The 15265-nt window shown below is 74.2% G+C and carries 14 protein-coding genes; 9 read left to right on the forward strand and 5 right to left on the reverse strand.

All coding sequences use genetic code 11. The features are described 5' to 3' along the window. Positions 1-40: 40 nt before the first annotated feature. Together ACI8AC_RS13120 and ACI8AC_RS13125 are read right to left on the reverse strand one after the other, a co-directional pair. A complete protein-coding gene (locus ACI8AC_RS13120) occupies positions 41-478 on the reverse strand; it encodes a PTS sugar transporter subunit IIA (protein WP_456898219.1) in 438 nt (145 codons plus the stop codon). Between the two features lie 100 nt (positions 479-578). Next, entirely contained in the window at positions 579-2144 is a 1566-nt protein-coding gene (locus ACI8AC_RS13125) for a PTS mannitol transporter subunit IICB (RefSeq protein WP_456898220.1), read from the reverse strand. 422 nt (positions 2145-2566) lie between these two features. On the opposite strand from ACI8AC_RS13125, the gene ACI8AC_RS13130 reads away from it, so the two are divergent. Then, positions 2567-2998: a hypothetical protein gene (locus ACI8AC_RS13130; protein ID WP_456898221.1), complete on the forward strand. Its 432-nt coding sequence runs from the start codon at positions 2567-2569 to the stop codon at positions 2996-2998. 72 nt (positions 2999-3070) lie between these two features. Here ACI8AC_RS13130 and ACI8AC_RS13135 read toward each other — a convergent pair whose 3' ends face one another. After that, the gene (locus ACI8AC_RS13135) at positions 3071-4534 is read right to left on the reverse strand and encodes a sugar porter family MFS transporter (RefSeq protein WP_456898222.1); all 1464 of its coding nucleotides are present in this window, start codon (positions 4532-4534) and stop codon (positions 3071-3073) included. A gap of 216 nt (positions 4535-4750) precedes the next feature. Between ACI8AC_RS13135 and ACI8AC_RS13140 the strand changes: the two genes are divergently transcribed. Beyond that, the gene (locus tag ACI8AC_RS13140; RefSeq protein WP_456898223.1) at positions 4751-5968 is read left to right on the forward strand and encodes an FUSC family protein; all 1218 of its coding nucleotides are present in this window, start codon (positions 4751-4753) and stop codon (positions 5966-5968) included. Between the two features lie 68 nt (positions 5969-6036). On the opposite strand, the gene ACI8AC_RS13145 is transcribed toward ACI8AC_RS13140, so the two are convergent. Continuing rightward, the gene (locus ACI8AC_RS13145) at positions 6037-6429 is read right to left on the reverse strand and encodes a tautomerase family protein (RefSeq protein ID WP_456898224.1); all 393 of its coding nucleotides are present in this window, start codon (positions 6427-6429) and stop codon (positions 6037-6039) included. Positions 6430-6529: 100 nt separating this feature from the next. Continuing rightward, positions 6530-7339 carry a GntR family transcriptional regulator gene (locus ACI8AC_RS13150; RefSeq protein ID WP_456898225.1) on the reverse strand — a complete coding sequence of 270 codons (810 nt, stop codon included), beginning with the start codon at positions 7337-7339 and terminating at the stop codon, positions 6530-6532. Positions 7340-7484: 145 nt separating this feature from the next. Between ACI8AC_RS13150 and iolC the strand changes: the two genes are divergently transcribed. Genes iolC through ACI8AC_RS13185 form a run of 7 tightly spaced genes read left to right on the forward strand, consistent with a single transcriptional unit; the run spans position 7485 to position 15249 of the window. Next, the gene (gene iolC / locus ACI8AC_RS13155; RefSeq protein ID WP_456898226.1) at positions 7485-8459 is read left to right on the forward strand and encodes a 5-dehydro-2-deoxygluconokinase; all 975 of its coding nucleotides are present in this window, start codon (positions 7485-7487) and stop codon (positions 8457-8459) included. Continuing rightward, on the forward strand, positions 8452-9375 hold the full coding sequence (locus ACI8AC_RS13160) for a class I fructose-bisphosphate aldolase (protein WP_456898227.1): 924 nt from the start codon (positions 8452-8454) through the stop codon (positions 9373-9375). Before iolC ends, ACI8AC_RS13160 begins: the two co-directional genes overlap by 8 nt. A 14-nt stretch (positions 9376-9389) precedes the next feature. Further along, on the forward strand, positions 9390-10301 hold the full coding sequence (gene iolB, locus ACI8AC_RS13165) for a 5-deoxy-glucuronate isomerase (RefSeq protein ID WP_456898228.1): 912 nt from the start codon (positions 9390-9392) through the stop codon (positions 10299-10301). Further along, positions 10298-12247, forward strand: coding sequence for a 3D-(3,5/4)-trihydroxycyclohexane-1,2-dione acylhydrolase (decyclizing) (iolD, locus tag ACI8AC_RS13170; protein WP_456898229.1), 1950 nt, complete (start codon positions 10298-10300; stop codon positions 12245-12247). The genes iolB and iolD overlap by 4 nt, the downstream gene beginning before the upstream one ends. Positions 12248-12284: 37 nt before the next feature. Beyond that, positions 12285-13277, forward strand: coding sequence for a sugar phosphate isomerase/epimerase family protein (locus ACI8AC_RS13175; protein WP_456898230.1), 993 nt, complete (start codon positions 12285-12287; stop codon positions 13275-13277). Next, a complete protein-coding gene (locus ACI8AC_RS13180; protein ID WP_456898231.1) occupies positions 13274-14377 on the forward strand; it encodes a Gfo/Idh/MocA family protein in 1104 nt (367 codons plus the stop codon). The genes ACI8AC_RS13175 and ACI8AC_RS13180 overlap by 4 nt, the downstream gene beginning before the upstream one ends. Further along, entirely contained in the window at positions 14374-15249 is an 876-nt protein-coding gene (locus tag ACI8AC_RS13185; protein WP_456898232.1) for a sugar phosphate isomerase/epimerase family protein, read from the forward strand. The genes ACI8AC_RS13180 and ACI8AC_RS13185 overlap by 4 nt, the downstream gene beginning before the upstream one ends. Positions 15250-15265 lie beyond the last annotated feature (16 nt).

Here is a 15265-nt window from a genome sequence, read left to right on the forward strand (position 1 = left end):
CGCTCGCCGTGCGGCACGCGCCCGGGACGTCGTGGGTGGGTCAGTCCTCGTTGACCGAGTGGAGCAGCTGGTGGACCTCCTCGGCCGAGCCCGCGGCCAGGAGCCGGTCGACCTCGTCGGTGTCGGAGAAGACGACCGCCATCTTCCCGAGGATCTCCAGGTGGCCGCCCTCGACGCCGGCGACCCCGACGGCGAAGCGGACCTCGTTGCCGTCCCAGTCGATGGGCTGGTCGTAGCGGACCACCGACAGGGCCGAGCGGTGGATGGACCCCTTGGCCTCGTTGGTGCCGTGCGGGATGGCCAGGTAGTTGCCCATGTAGGTCGACACCGACCGCTCCCGCTCGAACATGGCGTCCACGTAGGCGGGGTCCACCGCGCCGGCGTCGACCAGGATCTGGCCGGCCTCCCGGATCGCGTCGTCCTTGGTCCGGGCGCTGCCGGGGACCTTGACCTGGGACGGCGTCAGGATCTCGCTCATCGTCTCGTGCACCTCGCTGCTCGGGGGAACGGCCGGCCGGTGAGCTCGACGCTCCCGGCCGGCCGTTCCCGGGTCAAGCCGGACCAGCCGACGGCGGCCCTCAGCTGGACGACGAGGCGCCCTGCGTGTTCGTGGTGCGCAGCTGGTCCACGATCGCGTCGTACTGCGGGCTGTTCATGAAGTTGTCGACCGGGACGTGCTGGGCCGAGGGCGACATGCCCCGCGCGCGGGCCGTGAGGTCCTTGTGCGTGACGATGAGGTCGACGTCGTCCTGCAGGTTGGCGATGGCGACGTTGGTGACCTCGACGTCGGTGAACCCGGCCTTCTTGATCTTGTTGCGCAGGACCGAGGCGCCCATCGCGCTGGACCCCATGCCCGCGTCGCAGGCGAACACGATGCGGTGCACCGGCCGGGCCTGGGCGGCACCGGCGCCGGCCGCGGCCGCGTCGGGGTGCGCGAGGCCGGCCGCCTCGTACTGGTCCTCGACACCCTCCTCGGTGCTGGTGAGCACGCCGGCGACCGAGCTCTTCTTGCCCTTCATGGCCTCCATCGAGGCGGTCGCCTCGGCGAGGTCCCCGCCGTCGTCCTTGCGGGTGAAGCGCAGGAGCAGCGAGCAGATGACGAAGGAGGTGGCGGCGGCGAGGACGACCGAGAGGATGACGCCCACGAAGCTGCTGCCCGGGGTCTGGGCGAGCACGGCGATGATCGAGCCGGGGGCGGCCGGGGCGCGCAGGCCGGCGTCGAAGACCACCAGGGTGCCGATGCCCACCATGCCACCGGCGATGGTGCCCAGCAGCAGGATCGGCTTCATCAGCACGTACGGGAAGTAGATCTCGTGGATGCCGCCGAAGAAGTGGATGATCGCGGCGGCCGGGGCGGTGCTGCGGGCCATGCCGGTGCCGAAGAACATGTAGGCCAGCAGCACGCCGAGGCCGGGGCCGGGGTTGGCCTCGAGCAGGAAGAGGATCGACTGGCCGGTCTCGGCGGCCTGCTGGACGCCGAGCGGGGTCAGCACGCCGTGGTTGATGGCGTTGTTGAGGAAGAGCACCTTGGCCGGCTCGATGATGACGCTGGCCAGCGGCAGCACGCCGTTGTCGACCAGCCAGTCGACGCCGTTGCCCAGCGCGGTGGAGATCGCCTCGACGACCGGGCCGAAGGTGAAGAACCCGGCCACGGCGAGCGCGGCGGAGACGATGCCGGCCGAGAAGTTGTTGACCAGCATCTCGAAGCCCGGCTTGATCTTGCCGTCCCAGAGCCGGTCGATCTGCTTCATGACCCAGGCCGCCAGCGGGGCCATGATCAGCGCGCCGAGGAACATCGGCTGCTCGGTGCTGACGATGACGCCCATCGTGGCGACGACCGCGACGACGGCGCCGCGGACGCCGTAGACCATCCGGCCGCCCTGCGCCGCGATCAGCAGCGGCAGCATGTAGCGGATCATCGGGCCGACCAGGCCGGTGTTCGGCTCCCCGGCGTCGTTGGTCCCGAAGCCGCCGAGCCCGCCGACGGGGGTCCACCCGGTCTCGATGAAGAAGGCCGTGATGAAGCCCCAGGCGATGAAGGCGGCGATGTTCGGCATGATCATCCCGGACAGGAACGTGCCGAACTTCTGGACTGCGACCCGGGCGCCGGAGGCCCCCTCGGGCGCTGCTGTCGACGTGCTCACTGGCTTCCCTCTCGATGGCAGACGGGTACCACCCCGTGACGGCCGTCCCCTGCGGAGGCGGGCGGCGTTCCCAGCTCGGTTGGCGGTGACCAGGGTCACGCACGATGACCGGCGTGTCAACACCTTCCCAACAGAACCCACATCAACGCAGACAGAGACAACACAGTCGGGCGCGAAGGAGGACCACCGGACGGGCGGGGCCGCACACTCGGGGGATGACGGGCGAGGACCGGACCTCCGGCGATCCGCAGGGCGACGCCCGGGACGAGGCGGGCGGCGACCCGGCCTGCTGGCTGGCGCGGGTCTGCCCGGGGTGCGGCCGGGTCGCGGACCGGGCCCCCCCACCCGGTGCCCCGGCTGCGGCCGGCCCCTGCTGCCCGCCTGAGCACGGAGCGGGGCCCCGCGCGTCCCTACCATCCGGTATGCCGCAGCGATCGCACGCGAACGTCGAACTGGGCCAGCAGGTCTACGCCCTCCTCGAGCAGTGCCGGAAGCCGGAGGTGCTGTGGGCCGAGCTCGCAACCGGCCACTACGACTGGCTCGGCGTCCGGCGGAACGGGAAGTACGTCCTGGGCCGGCCACGGCTGTCCACGATCGTCCCGGAGGACGCCGGGCCTCCGCCGGACGACGCCGTGGCCCGCCACCGCGTCGAGTCCCTGCGCCCGCTGCAGCGGGTGCCGCGGTGGGAGGCGCACCCGACCCCGGAGGAGGCGCGCGAGGTCTTCCGCCGGTTCGTGGCCGGTGACCCGGTCACGCCGCTGCGCGCCTCCGGGGTCTGGCGGGTCCGGCTGGTCCTGGACGGCCGGCCGGTCGAGGAGCGCTACGTCGTCCGGCCCCTGCCCCGGGTGGTGTGAGCGCCGCGCACCGCTGCGCCCGCCGGCCCGGGGGGGGTCCCGGGTCGGCGGGCGCCGGCGGAGCGGCGGGGATCAGCCCCCGCGGACCCCGGCCGGGGCCTCGTGGACGAAGTGCCCGGCGTCGTGCGTCCGGAAGTTGTCCTCGAGCTCCTCGAGGGTCCGCCCGCGGGTCTCCGGTGCGAACCTGGTGACGAAGGCGATCGACCCGGTGTTGATCAGCGCGAAGAGCCCGAAGGTCAGGCTCGCGCCGAGCGCGGCCACCAGCGGCGGGAAGGCGAAGGAGATGGCGGCGTTGACCGTCCAGAGGACGAAGACCGCGATCCCCATGGCGAACCCGCGGATGGTCATGGGGAAGATCTCCGACAGCAGCAGCCACACCAGCGTCCCGATGAACGTCTGCACGAAGAAGACGACGAGCAGCATCGCGGCCAGGATCAGGTAGCTGCGGAAGTCCGACTCGCCCAGCAGGAAGCACAGCGCGAGGATCGCGTGCCCGGCCGCCACCCCGATGAAGCCGGTGATGATGAGGGGCCGGCGGTTGACGAAGCCGAGCAGGATGATCCCGATGACCGTGCCGATGATGGCGATGACCCCGACCGTGATGGTGAGGACCAGGCTGGCGCTCGCGCCGAGGCCGGTGTCCTCCAGGATCGTCGGCGCGTAGTAGTTGACGGTGTTGATGCCGGTGGCCTGCTGGACCGTGGCCAGCCCGCAGCCGATCCAGAGCACCCGGCGCATCCACGGGTAGGCCCGCAGGTCCTGCAGCGCCCGGCCCTTGTCCTCGGCGACGTCGCGCCGGGCGTGCTCGGCGACGACGTTGTACTCCTCGGCGGCCTCGGCCGCCGGCCGGCTGAGCTCCAGGACCCGCCGGGTGTCGTCGAGCCGGTTGCGCACCGCGTACCAGCGCGGCGAGTCCGGCAGGACGAACAGGCCGACGAAGAGGGCGACCGCCGGGATGGTGGCGACGCCGAGCATCCAGCGCCAGACGTTCGGGTCGTCGATGACCGCGTCGAGGACGGCGTTGGTCGTGAAGGCGAGGAACTGCCCGGTCACGATCATCAGCTCGTTGATCGTCACCATGCGGCCGCGCTTGGACACCGGCGCCATCTCGGCGAGGTAGAGCGGGACGACCGCCGCCGCGGCGCCGACGCCGAAGCCGAGCAGGACCCGGCCGGCCACCATGATCGGGACGTTCGGGGCGACCGCCGTGATCAGGGCCCCGAAGAGGAAGAGGACGGCGCAGACGAACAGGGCACCGCGCCGGCCCAGCGCGTCGGCCAGCCGGCCGCCGAGCAGTGCGCCGAAGGCGGCACCGGGGAAGAGCAGCGAGCTGACCACGACCGCCTCGCTCAGCGGCGTGAGGTCCAGGTCCTCGCCCATGTAGAGGAGGGCACCGGAGATGACCCCGGTGTCGTAGCCGAACAGCAGGCCACCGAGCGTGGAGATGACGGTGAGCTTGACGAGGAACCGGTTGTGCCCCGCGGGGCGTCCGGTCCCGACGGGGGCTCCGCCGGTGGGATGGGGGATCGCCGACATTGGCGTCTCTTTCTCGGGAGGGAGGCCGGTGCGGCCCCGGGTGGGGGGAAGGGAGGGACTGGAGGGGGCGGGAGCGGGTGCACGCCCGGGTCAGGGCGCCCGCCGGCGGATCGGCACCCGCCGCACCGCGGCCCCTGTGGGCGAACACACCCCCGCCGGGGGGAGCCGTCGGCGGTTCGGGCCCCACCGGCGCCGGAGGTCGGGGATCATGGCTGCGTGACCGCGGTACCCCCGAGCCGGCCGGCACCCGGGGGCCCCCGTCCCGCCGGGGTCGTCGCGCTGCTCCGCCGCCGCGGCCGCTCGGCGGCCTCCCGGGCGCTGCGGCTGACGGGTGCGACGGTCGCGGCCTACCTCGTCGCCCGGGCGCTGGGGCTGGCGGACCCGCCGCCGCTGATCGCGGCGCTCACCGCGCTGCTCGTCGTCCAGGCCACCCTCACCGGCACCCTGGTCAACGGCGTCCAGCGAGTGCTGAGCGTCGTCTCCGGCGTGGCCCTGGCCGTCCTGTTCGTCGCGGTCGTGGGCCTGACCTGGTGGAGCCTCGCGGCGCTCGTCGCGGCCTCGATCCTCGTGGGCCAGCTGCTGCGCCTGGGGCCGCACCTGGTGGAGGTGCCGATCAGCGCCATGCTCGTGCTGGGCGTCGGCGCCTCGACAGCGGGCACCGTCGGCGCCGACCGCGTCCTCGAGACGCTCGTCGGTGCCGCGGTCGGCATCGCGGTCAACGTCGCCGTCCCGCCCGCGGTGCAGACCCGCTACGCGAGCCGCTCGGTCGGCCGCTTCGCCGGGGAGATCGCGGGGCTGCTGCACCGGGCGGCGGCCGAGCTGCTCGAGGGCCCGGTGGACGCCGAGCAGTCGAGTCGCTGGCTGCAGGAGGCCCGCCGGCTCAACCGGCACGTCCCCCGGCTGGACCGCGCGCTCGCCGACGCCGAGGAGAGCCGCCGGCTCAACCTGCGGGCGCTGCGCGCGCCGTGGGTGCCCGACGGGATGCGGGCCGGGCTCGACGCGCTGGAGCACACCTCGGTCTCGCTGCGGACGCTGTTCCGCGCCATCGACGACGCCACGCGGGAGCGGACCGGCGTCGCCGACGACGCCGCCTACGCCGACACGGTCCGCGCGAGCACGGCGGCCCTGCTCGAGCGCACGGGGGACGTGGTGGGCGCCTTCGGCCGGCTGCTCACCGACCCGGCGCGGGGCCCGGAGGACGACCGGGCCGGGCTGCTCACCGGGTCGCTGGCCGCGCTGGGCGAGGGACGTGCGCTGGTGCAGGACCTCCTGCTCGCGGACCCCCGGAGCCGGGCGGGGCTGTGGGAGCTGAACTCCGCGCTGCTCACCACGGTGGACCGCGTGCTCGACGAGCTGGGTCCCGTCCACGGCACCGGTGCGGTCACGACACGGCGCGCCGCCCTGCAGCTGCGGGTCGGTCACCGTCCGCTCTGATCGCGGTGCGGGCATGGCTGGTCTCCAGACGCGCGGGGGATGGAGCCGGGCAGGGGCAGGGCCCGGGGTCAGAGGTCGCCGTCGAGGAACTGGGCCCGGCCCAGCCCGAAGGACCAGTCGGCCCGGGTGTTGGCGGTGACGGAGACGACGAGGTCGCCGGGCGCCAGCCCGGTCGCCTCGCCCAGGCGCTCGCAGAGCCGGGCGTAGAGGGCCCGCTTCTGCTCGTCGGACCGCCCCTGCTGGACGACCTGGAGCACCACGAGGTCGTCGGTGCGCTCGATGCCGAGCCCCGTGTCCTCGCAGATCAGCTGACCCGGGCGGTGCTCGGTGACGACCTGGTAGCGGTCGCGGGGCGGTGCGGCGAAGACGTCGAGCATGACCTCCTGGACGGTGTCGGCCAGGAGGCGCAGCTGCTCGGGGGTGCGTCGTCCCTCGACGACGTCGATGCGGACCAGGGGCACGGGAACTCCCTCGACGGCGGGTCCGGCCGGCGTGATGCCAACCACACGTCGAGGACTATGTCAGGACATTAGGTCTTTGTGAAGAGGGGTCCGAAGTTCCTCAGCGCCCGACGAGCGTCGTCTCGAAGTCGTAGCGGGAGGCGCGGTAGACGTGCCGGCCGTGCTCGACGGCGGCGCCCTTGTCGTCGAAGGCGGTCCGCTGCATGGTCAGGAGGGCCGACCGCGGCGGCTCCTCGAGCAGCCGCGCCTCGTCCGCGCGGGCCAGCCGGGCACCGATGCGCTGGTGGGCCACCCGCAGGTGCACCCCCTGACCGCGCAGGTACTGGTAGAGCCCGCGCTCGGCGAGCTCCTCGAGCGTCGGCTCGAAGCGCCCGGGCAGGTAGTTGGTGAGCAGCGCCAGCGGCTCCCCGCGGGTGCGGCGCAGCCGGCGCAGCGCCACCACCTCCGCGCCCGGGGCCAGGTCGAGCTCCTCGGCGACGTCGGCCGGCGCGGGGACCCGCTGCAGCGAGAGCACCTCGGTGGTGGGCTTCTCACCCCCGCGGGCCAGGTCGTCGTAGAGGCTGGTCAGCTCCACGGAACGGCGCACGTGCGGCTGGATGACCTGCGTCCCGACCCCGCGCTTGCGCACCAGCAGGCCCTTGTCGACCAGTTCCTGGACCGCGCGCCGCACGGTGGGCCGGGACAGCCCGTAGCGCTCGGCGATCGAGAGCTCGTTCTCCAGCCGGGACCCGGTCGGCAGCCGTCCCTCGGAGATGGCGCCCTCGATGGCCTGCGCCAGCTGGAACCACAGCGGCGTGGGGCTCGAGCGGTCGATGTCGAAGGTCGGCACGTCGGCCACCTCGTCCTCCTCCTCCAGGCGGGGCGCGCGGCCGGGCGGCGACGGCACCACCCGCATGATCGCACCGGACACCGGTAGCGCCCTCCCCTCATCGGGGCAACCGGTCGTCGTCACGAAAGTTCGTCTTTATGTCCTTACAAAGTCTTGACGGGGCGCTGTGCGGTGGCGCACAGTCGCAGACGATCGACGACAGACCACCGACAGGACGGAGCGCACCGTGGAGAACGCCCACGACGTGGTGGTGATGGGCCGCAGCGGCGTCGACGTCTACCCGCTGCAGACCGGGGTCGGCCTCGAGGACGTCGAGACCTTCGGCAAGTTCCTCGGCGGCAGCGCGGCCAACGTCGCCGTCGCCGCCGCCCGCCTCGGCCACTCCCCCGCCCTCGTCACCGGCGTCGGCGACGACCCCTTCGGCCGCTTCGTCCGCCGGGCGCTGCGCGACCTCGGGGTCGACGACCGGTTCGTCGTCGTCGACCCGGCGAACCCCACCCCGGTGACCTTCTGCGAGGTCTTCCCGCCCGACGACTTCCCGCTCTACTTCTACCGGCGCCCCACGGCCCCGGACCTCCAGGTCCGCCCCGAGGACCTCGACCTCGACGCGGTCCGGGACGCCGAGCTGTTCTGGGCCACGGTGACCGGGCTGTCCGAGGAGCCCAGCCGGTCGGCGCACCACGCCGCGTGGGCCGCCCGCGACCGGCGCCGGCACACCGTGCTGGACCTCGACTACCGGCCGGTGTTCTGGGCCTCCCGCGAGGAGGCGAGCGCCCAGGTGCGCGCCGCCCTCCCCCACGTCACGGTCGCGGTCGGCAACCGCGAGGAGTGCGAGGTCGCCGTCGGGGAGACCGATCCCGACCGCGCCGCCGACGCCCTCCTCGACGCCGGGGTGGAGCTCGCCGTGGTCAAGCAGGGCCCGCGCGGCGTCCTCGGGAAGACCCGCACCGAGCGGGTCGTCGTGCCCCCGACCCCGGTGGACATCGTCAACGGCCTCGGTGCCGGCGACGCGTTCGGCGGCTCGCTGGTCCACGGCCTGCTCACCGGCCGGCCGCTGGAGCAGCTGCTGCACGCGGCCAACGCCGCCGGCGCCCTCGTCGCCTCGCGGCTGGAGTGCTCGACCGCCATGCCCACCGCCGACGAGGTCGCCGCGCACGTCGCCGCCCACCCCGTGCCCCGCCTGGAGGAGACCCGTGTCTGACACCGCCCTGACCCTGGACGAGGTGGCGGCACCCGTGCCCCGCTGCCGCACCTACGCCGAGATCACCGAGCTGCGCAGCCGCGACCCGTGGGCGGTCGGCCGCGCGCTGGCCGACCGGCGGCGCCGCGCCTCGTTCCTCCCCGAGGACGGCCGGCTGATGCTCGTCGCCGCCGACCACCCCGCCCGCGGCGCGCTGTCCGCGCAGGGCCGGCCCACCGCGATGAACAGCCGGACCGAGATGCTCGACCGGCTGCGGACCGCCCTGGCCCGGCCCGGCGTCGACGGGCTGCTGGCCACCGCGGACATCGCCGAGGACCTGCTCCTCCTCGGGGCCCTGGAGGACAAGGTCGTCGTCGCCTCGATGAACCGCGGCGGGCTGGCCGGTGCGACCTTCGAGCTCGACGACCGCATGACCGGCTACGACGTGACCGGGGTCGTCGACGCCCGGTTCGACGCGGCCAAGATGCTCAACCGCATCGACCTCGACGACGCCGGGACCGTGGCCATGCTCGAGAGCGCCGGCCGGGCGGTGACCGAGCTGGCGCGCGCGGGCGTGATCGCCATGCTCGAGCCGTTCCTGTCCCGGCGGGTCGACGGCCGGGTCGTCAACGACCTCAGCGCCGACGCGGTCATCAGGTCGGTGCACATCGCCCAGGGCCTGGGCGCCACCTCGGCCTTCACCTGGCTCAAGCTCCCGGTGGTCGCCGAGATGGCGCGGGTCATGGACGCCACCACGCTGCCCACCCTGCTGCTCGGCGGCGACCCCTCCCGCCGGCCCGAGGAGACCTACGCGCAGTGGCAGGACGCCCTGGCCCTGCCCTCGGTCCGCGGCCTCGTCGTCGGTCGGACGCTGCTCTACCCCCCGGACGACGACGTCACCGCCGCGGTCGACACGGCCGTCGCGCTGGTGCACTGAGGCAGGCCGCGCAGATGACCGCCACCACCCGCACCCTGCACCTGCCGGCCGGCAGCGCCGCCTCCGGCCCGTACGCCCTCGAGGTCACCCCCGAGTCCGCCGGCTGGGGCCACTCCGGCCTGCGCGTCCTGGAGCTGCCCGCCGACGGCGCCCACGCGCTCGACACCGGGGGCGACGAGGTGCTCGTCGTCCCGCTCGCCGGCTCGCTCACCGTCCGCTGCGACGGCGAGACGCTGGCCCTCGCCGGCCGGGCCGGGGTCTTCGCCGGGCCCACCGACTTCGCCTACCTGCCCCTGGGCAGCACCGCCGAGCTCGCCAGCGAGCGCGGCGGCCGGTTCGCCCTCTGCAGCGCCCGGGCCTCCCGGCGGCTGCCGGTCCGCTACGGCCCGGCGGCCGGGGTCCCCGTCGAGCTGCGCGGTGCCGGGCGGTGCAGCCGGCAGGTGAACAACTTCGGCACCGCGGGCGTCTTCGAGGCCGACTCGATCATCGCCTGCGAGGTCCTCACCCCCGGCGGCAACTGGTCCTCCTACCCGCCGCACAAGCACGACGAGACGTCGGCGGACGAGACCGAGCTCGAGGAGATCTACTACTTCGAGGTGGCCCCCGGCCCGCACGGGGAGGCCGGGCTCGCCTACCACCGCGTCTACGGCACCCCCGAACGGCCGATCGACGTCCTCGCCGAGGTCCGCGACCGCGACGTCGTCCTCGTCCCGCACGGCTGGCACGGACCGTCGATCGCCGCCCCCGGCCACGACCTCTACTACCTCAACGTCATGGCCGGCCCCGGCCCCGAGCGCGCCTGGCGGATCGTCGACGACCCGCAGCACGCCTGGGTGCGCGACACCTGGGCCGGCGAGGACCTCGACCCGCGCCTGCCCCTTCCTCCCCCCGCCGGCAGACACCAGGACGGAGCGTCCCGATCGTGAGCGACCACTTCCCGCCGCCGGCCACCGAGGAGACGGTGCGGCTCACCGTCTCCCAGGCCGTCGTCCGCTTCCTCGCCCAGCAGCACACCGAGCGCGACGGGCAGCGGCAGCGCCTGTTCGCCGGCTGCTTCGGCATCTTCGGCCACGGCAACGTCGCCGGCCTCGGCCAGGCCCTGCTGCAGGCCGAGATCGACGAGCCCGGAGCGCTGCCGTACGTGCTCGGCCGCAACGAGCAGGCCGTGGTGCACACCGCCGTCGCCTACGCCCGGGCCCGGGACCGGCTGCAGACCTGGGCGGTCTCGACCAGCGTCGGCCCCGGCGCCACGAACATGGTCACCGGCGCGGCGCTGGCGACGATCAACCGGCTGCCGGTGCTGCTGCTGCCGGCCGACACCTTCGCCACCCGGTCGGCGAGCCCGCTGCTGCAGGAGCTCGAGCGGCCCGACAGCGGCGACGTCACGGTCAACGACGCCTTCCGCCCGGTCTCGCGCTACTTCGACCGGATCTGGCGGCCGGAGCAGCTGCCCGGCGCCCTGCTCGGGGCCATGCGGGTGCTCACCGACCCGGCGGAGACCGGCGCGGTCACCCTGTGCTTCCCGCAGGACGTGCAGGCCGAGGCCTTCGACTGGCCGGTGGAGCTCTTCGCGGAGCGCACCTGGCACGTCGGGCGCCCGCTGGCCGAGCCGGCCGCCCTGGCCCGCGCCGTCGAGGTGATCCGCTCGGCCCGCCGGCCGCTCGTGGTCGCCGGCGGCGGGGTCATCTACTCCGGCGCCACCGAGGCCCTCGACGCCTTCGCCCGCGCCACCGGCATCCCGGTCGGCCAGACCCAGGCCGGCAAGGGCGCCCTCCCCTACGACCACCCGCAGTCGGTGGGCGCCATCGGCTCGACCGGCACCACCGCCGCCAACGCCCTGGCCCGCGACGCCGACGTCGTGATCGGCATCGGAACCCGCTACCAGGACTTCACCACCGCCTCGCGGACGGCGTTCAACGACCCCGGCGTCCGGTTCGTCAACGTCAACGTCGCCTCGCTGGACGCCGTGAAGAACGCCGGCGTCACCGTGCAGGCCGACGCGCGGGAGGCGCTGACCGCGCTGACCGCGGAGCTGGCCGGCTGGTCGGTCGACGAGGGCCACCGCGCCCGCACCGCCGAGCTGGCCGCCGAGTGGGACGCCGTCGTCGAGGCCGCCTACCACCCGGCCACCCCCGGCGCCGGGGAGGGCGGCCGGCTCACCCAGAACGAGGTCATCGGCCTGGTCAACGAGGTGTCCGCGCCGCGGGACGTCGTGGTGTGCGCGGCGGGCTCGATGCCCGGCGACCTGCACAAGATGTGGCGCACCCGCGACCCCAAGGGATACCACGTCGAGTACGGCTACTCCTGCATGGGCTACGAGGTCGCCGGCGGCATCGGCGTGGCCATGGCCAGCCCCGACCGCGACGTCTTCGTCATGGTCGGCGACGGCTCCTACCTGATGATGGCCACCGAGCTGGTCACCGCCGTCCAGGAGGGCGTGAAGGTCGTCGTCGTCCTGGTGCAGAACCACGGCTTCGCCTCGATCGGCGCGCTGTCCGAGCAGCTCGGGTCCCAGCGCTTCGGCACCCGGTACCGCTACCGCGACGCCCGCGGCCGGCTCGAGGGCGGCGTGCTGCCGGTCGACCTGGCCGCGAACGCCGCCAGCCTGGGCGTCGACGTGCTGGTGGCGCAGGACGGCGCGAGCCTGGAGGCCGCCCTGCGCAAGGCCAAGGCCGGCGACCGCGCCACGGTCGTGCACGTCGAGACCGACCCGCTGGTCGACGCCCCGTCCAGCGAGTCGTGGTGGGACGTCCCGGTCAGCGAGGTCTCCACCCTGCAGAGCACCCAGGAGGCCCGGGCGGTCTACGACCGCTGGAAGGCCGTCCAGCGCACCCCCCTGGCGCCGTCCGAGCGGCCCACCCCCGAGTCCTGAGCGCCCACCCCGCAGACCCCCGCAGAGGAGAGACGAGATGACCGCGCAGAGCCCAGCGGCGAGCCCGCAGACCAGGCCGGGTGCGCCCCGGATCCGGGTCGGGTCGGCCCCCGACTCCTGGGGGGTGTGGTTCCCCGACGACCCGGTGCAGGTGCCGTGGCAGCGCTTCCTCGACGAGGTGAGCGCCTGCGGGTACGAGTGGATCGAGCTCGGCCCCCACGGCTACCTCCCCACCGACCCGGCGCGGCTGGCCGACGAGCTCGGCGCGCGGGGGCTCTCGGTCTCGGCCGGCACGGTGTTCGAGCACCTGCACCGGCCCGACTCCTGGGACGCGGTGTGGAGCCAGGTCACCGAGGTCGCGGCCCTCACCGAGGCCGTGGGCGGCACCCACGTCGTCGTCATCCCCGACGTCTGGCGCGACCACAAGACCGGCGAGGCCATCGAGCCGCGCGACCTCCCGGAGGAGGGCTGGGCGCGCCTGGCCACCGGGATGGACCGGCTGGGCCGGGCGGTGCAGGAGGAGTACGGCCTGTCCATCGCCTTCCACCCGCACGCCGACAGCCACGTCGGCCACCAGCGCGACATCGAGCGCTTCCTGGCCGAGACCGACCCGGCGTACGTGCCGCTGTGCCTGGACACCGGCCACGTCAGCTACTACGGCGGCGACAACCTCGACCTGATCCGCCGCTTCCCCGAGCGGATCGGTTACCTGCACCTCAAGCAGGTCGACCCCGCGGTCATCGAGCGGGTGCACGCCGAGGACATCCCGTTCCCGCAGGCGGTGCAGCTGGGCGCGATGACCGAGCCGCCGAACGGCGTGCCCGACCTGCCGCCGCTGCTGGAGGCGGTGGAGGAGCTCGGCCTGGACGTGTTCGCGATCGTCGAGCACGACCTCTACCCGTGCGACCCCGACCTGCCGTTCGGGATCGCCCAGCGCACCCACCGCCACATCAGCTCCTGCGGGCTGCCGTCCCTGCAGATCGGCCGGCCCCGCACCGCCCCCACCACCGCCGAGGAGGCCCGGGCGTGACGACCACCCACACCGCCGCCGGCGCGCTGCCGGTCGCCCTCCCGGTCGACGCGGCCGAGGTCCCCTCCACCGAGCTGCGCGTGGCCGTGCTCGGCGTCGGCCTGATGGGGGCCGACCACGTGGCGCGCCTGCACGGCCGCATCTCCGGGGCCTCGGTCGTGGCGGTCAGCGACGCCTTCCCCGAGAAGGCCGAGGAGGTCGCCGCGGCCGTCCCGGGGTGCCGGGTGGCCCCCGACCCGCTGGCCGCCATCGCCGACCCCGGGGTCGACGCCGTCGTGATCGCCACGCCCGGCCGGTTCCACCACGAGCAGGTGCTGGCCTGCATCGAGCACGGCAAGCCGGTGCTCTGCGAGAAGCCGCTGACGACGGACGCCGGCAGCTCGCTGGCCGTCGTCCGGGCGGAGGACGCCTACGCCGCGCGCACCGGCCGCCGCCTGGTGCAGGTGGGCTTCATGCGCCGGTTCGACCCGGAGTACGCCGAGCTGCGCCGGCTGCTCGCCTCCGGTGAACTCGGCGAGCCGCTGGTCGTGCACTGCGCGCACCGCAACCCGTCGGTGCCGCCGCACTTCACCAGCGAGATGATGATCACCGACTCGGTGGTCCACGAGGTCGACGTCACCCGGTTCCTCCTGGACGAGGAGATCACCGCGGTCACCGTGCTGCGCCCCCGGGCCACCAGGCACGCGGTCGCCGGCGAGTCCGACCCCCTGGTGGTCCTCTTCGAGACCACCGGCGGGCGGCTGGTGGACGTCGAGTGCTCCGTCAGCACGGGGATCGCCTACGAGGTGCGCACCGAGGTCGTGGCCGAGGACGGGATCGCGCTCATCGGGCTCGACACCCGCCTGGTCCGGCAGACCGGCGGGGCGGCCGGGGCGGTGCGCGGCAGCACGATCTCGCCGAGCTTCAAGGAGCGGTTCGGCCGCGCCTACGACGTCCAGCTGCAGCGCTGGGTCGACGCCGCCCGCCGCGGCGGGATCGACGGCCCCGGCGTGTGGGACGGCTACGCCGCCGCGGCCGTCGGCGAGGCCGGGGTCGAGGCCCTGCGCACCGGTCGGCGGACCGAGGTCCGGCTGGCGCAGCGGGCGGAGGTGCAGCGGTGAGGATCGCCCTGGACCCGCAGATGCTGCGCACCGTCCCCCTGCTGGAGCTGCCCGACGTCGTGGCCTCGATGGGTTACGAGTGGATCGAGCTGTCCCCGCGCGAGGACTTCGTCCCGTTCTTCAAGCACCCCCGGGTCGACCTGGCCACGGTGCGCGCGTTCCGGTCGCGGCTGGCCGACGCCGGGGTCGGCGTCACCTCGCTGCTGCCGGTGATGCGCTGGTCGGGGCCGGACGAGGTCGAGCGGCAGGCCGCCGTCCGCTACTGGCGGCGGGCCATCGAGATCTGCGCCGAGCTGGGCGTGGACACGGTGAACAGCGAGTTCAACGGCCGGCCCGAGGCCCCCGAGCTCGCCGAGGCGATGTTCTGGCGGTCGATGGAGGAGCTGCTGCCGGTGTTCGAGCGCGAGGGCATCCGGCTGGCCCTCGAGCCGCACCCGGACGACTTCATCGAGCTCGGTGCGCCCGCGGTGGACGTGGTCCGCGGCATCGACTCGCCCTGCGTGTCCTTCCTCTACTGCCTGCCCCACACGTTCCACCAGGGCGACGACGCGCCGGGGATCATCGCCCGCGCCGGCGAGCTGCTGACCCACGTGCACGTCGCCGACTCGATGGACCACCGGGCCTCCGACGGGCTGCGCTACATCACCAACCCGCCGGGCAACACGGCCCGCGTCCACCAGCACATGGAGATCGGCCGCGGCGACGTGGACTTCGACGAGGCCTTCGCGGCGCTGGCCGGCGTCGGGTTCGACGGCGTCCTCACCACCTGCGTCTTCGGCTGGGACGACCAGGCCCGCGAGTCCGGCGTCCGGATGCTCGAGGCCATCCGGGCGCTGGTCGCCAAGCACTTCCCGAACGCCCCCACCCCCTGACCCCGAGAGAGGCACC

The sequence above is a fragment of the Geodermatophilus sp. SYSU D00758 genome (assembly GCF_054049955.1).

What these genes read in the sequence shown, in the direction of transcription:
- ACI8AC_RS13120 (WP_456898219.1), bottom strand. Translation starts at nt 478, where the DNA reads ATGAGCGAGATCCTGACGCCGTCCCAGGTCAAGGTCCCCGGCAGCGCC.
- ACI8AC_RS13130 (WP_456898221.1), top strand. Translation starts at nt 2,567, where the DNA reads ATGCCGCAGCGATCGCACGCGAACGTCGAACTGGGCCAGCAGGTCTAC.
- ACI8AC_RS13135 (WP_456898222.1), bottom strand. Translation starts at nt 4,534, where the DNA reads ATGTCGGCGATCCCCCATCCCACCGGCGGAGCCCCCGTCGGGACCGGA.
- iolB (WP_456898228.1), top strand. Translation starts at nt 9,390, where the DNA reads ATGACCGCCACCACCCGCACCCTGCACCTGCCGGCCGGCAGCGCCGCC.
- ACI8AC_RS13175 (WP_456898230.1), top strand. Translation starts at nt 12,285, where the DNA reads ATGACCGCGCAGAGCCCAGCGGCGAGCCCGCAGACCAGGCCGGGTGCG.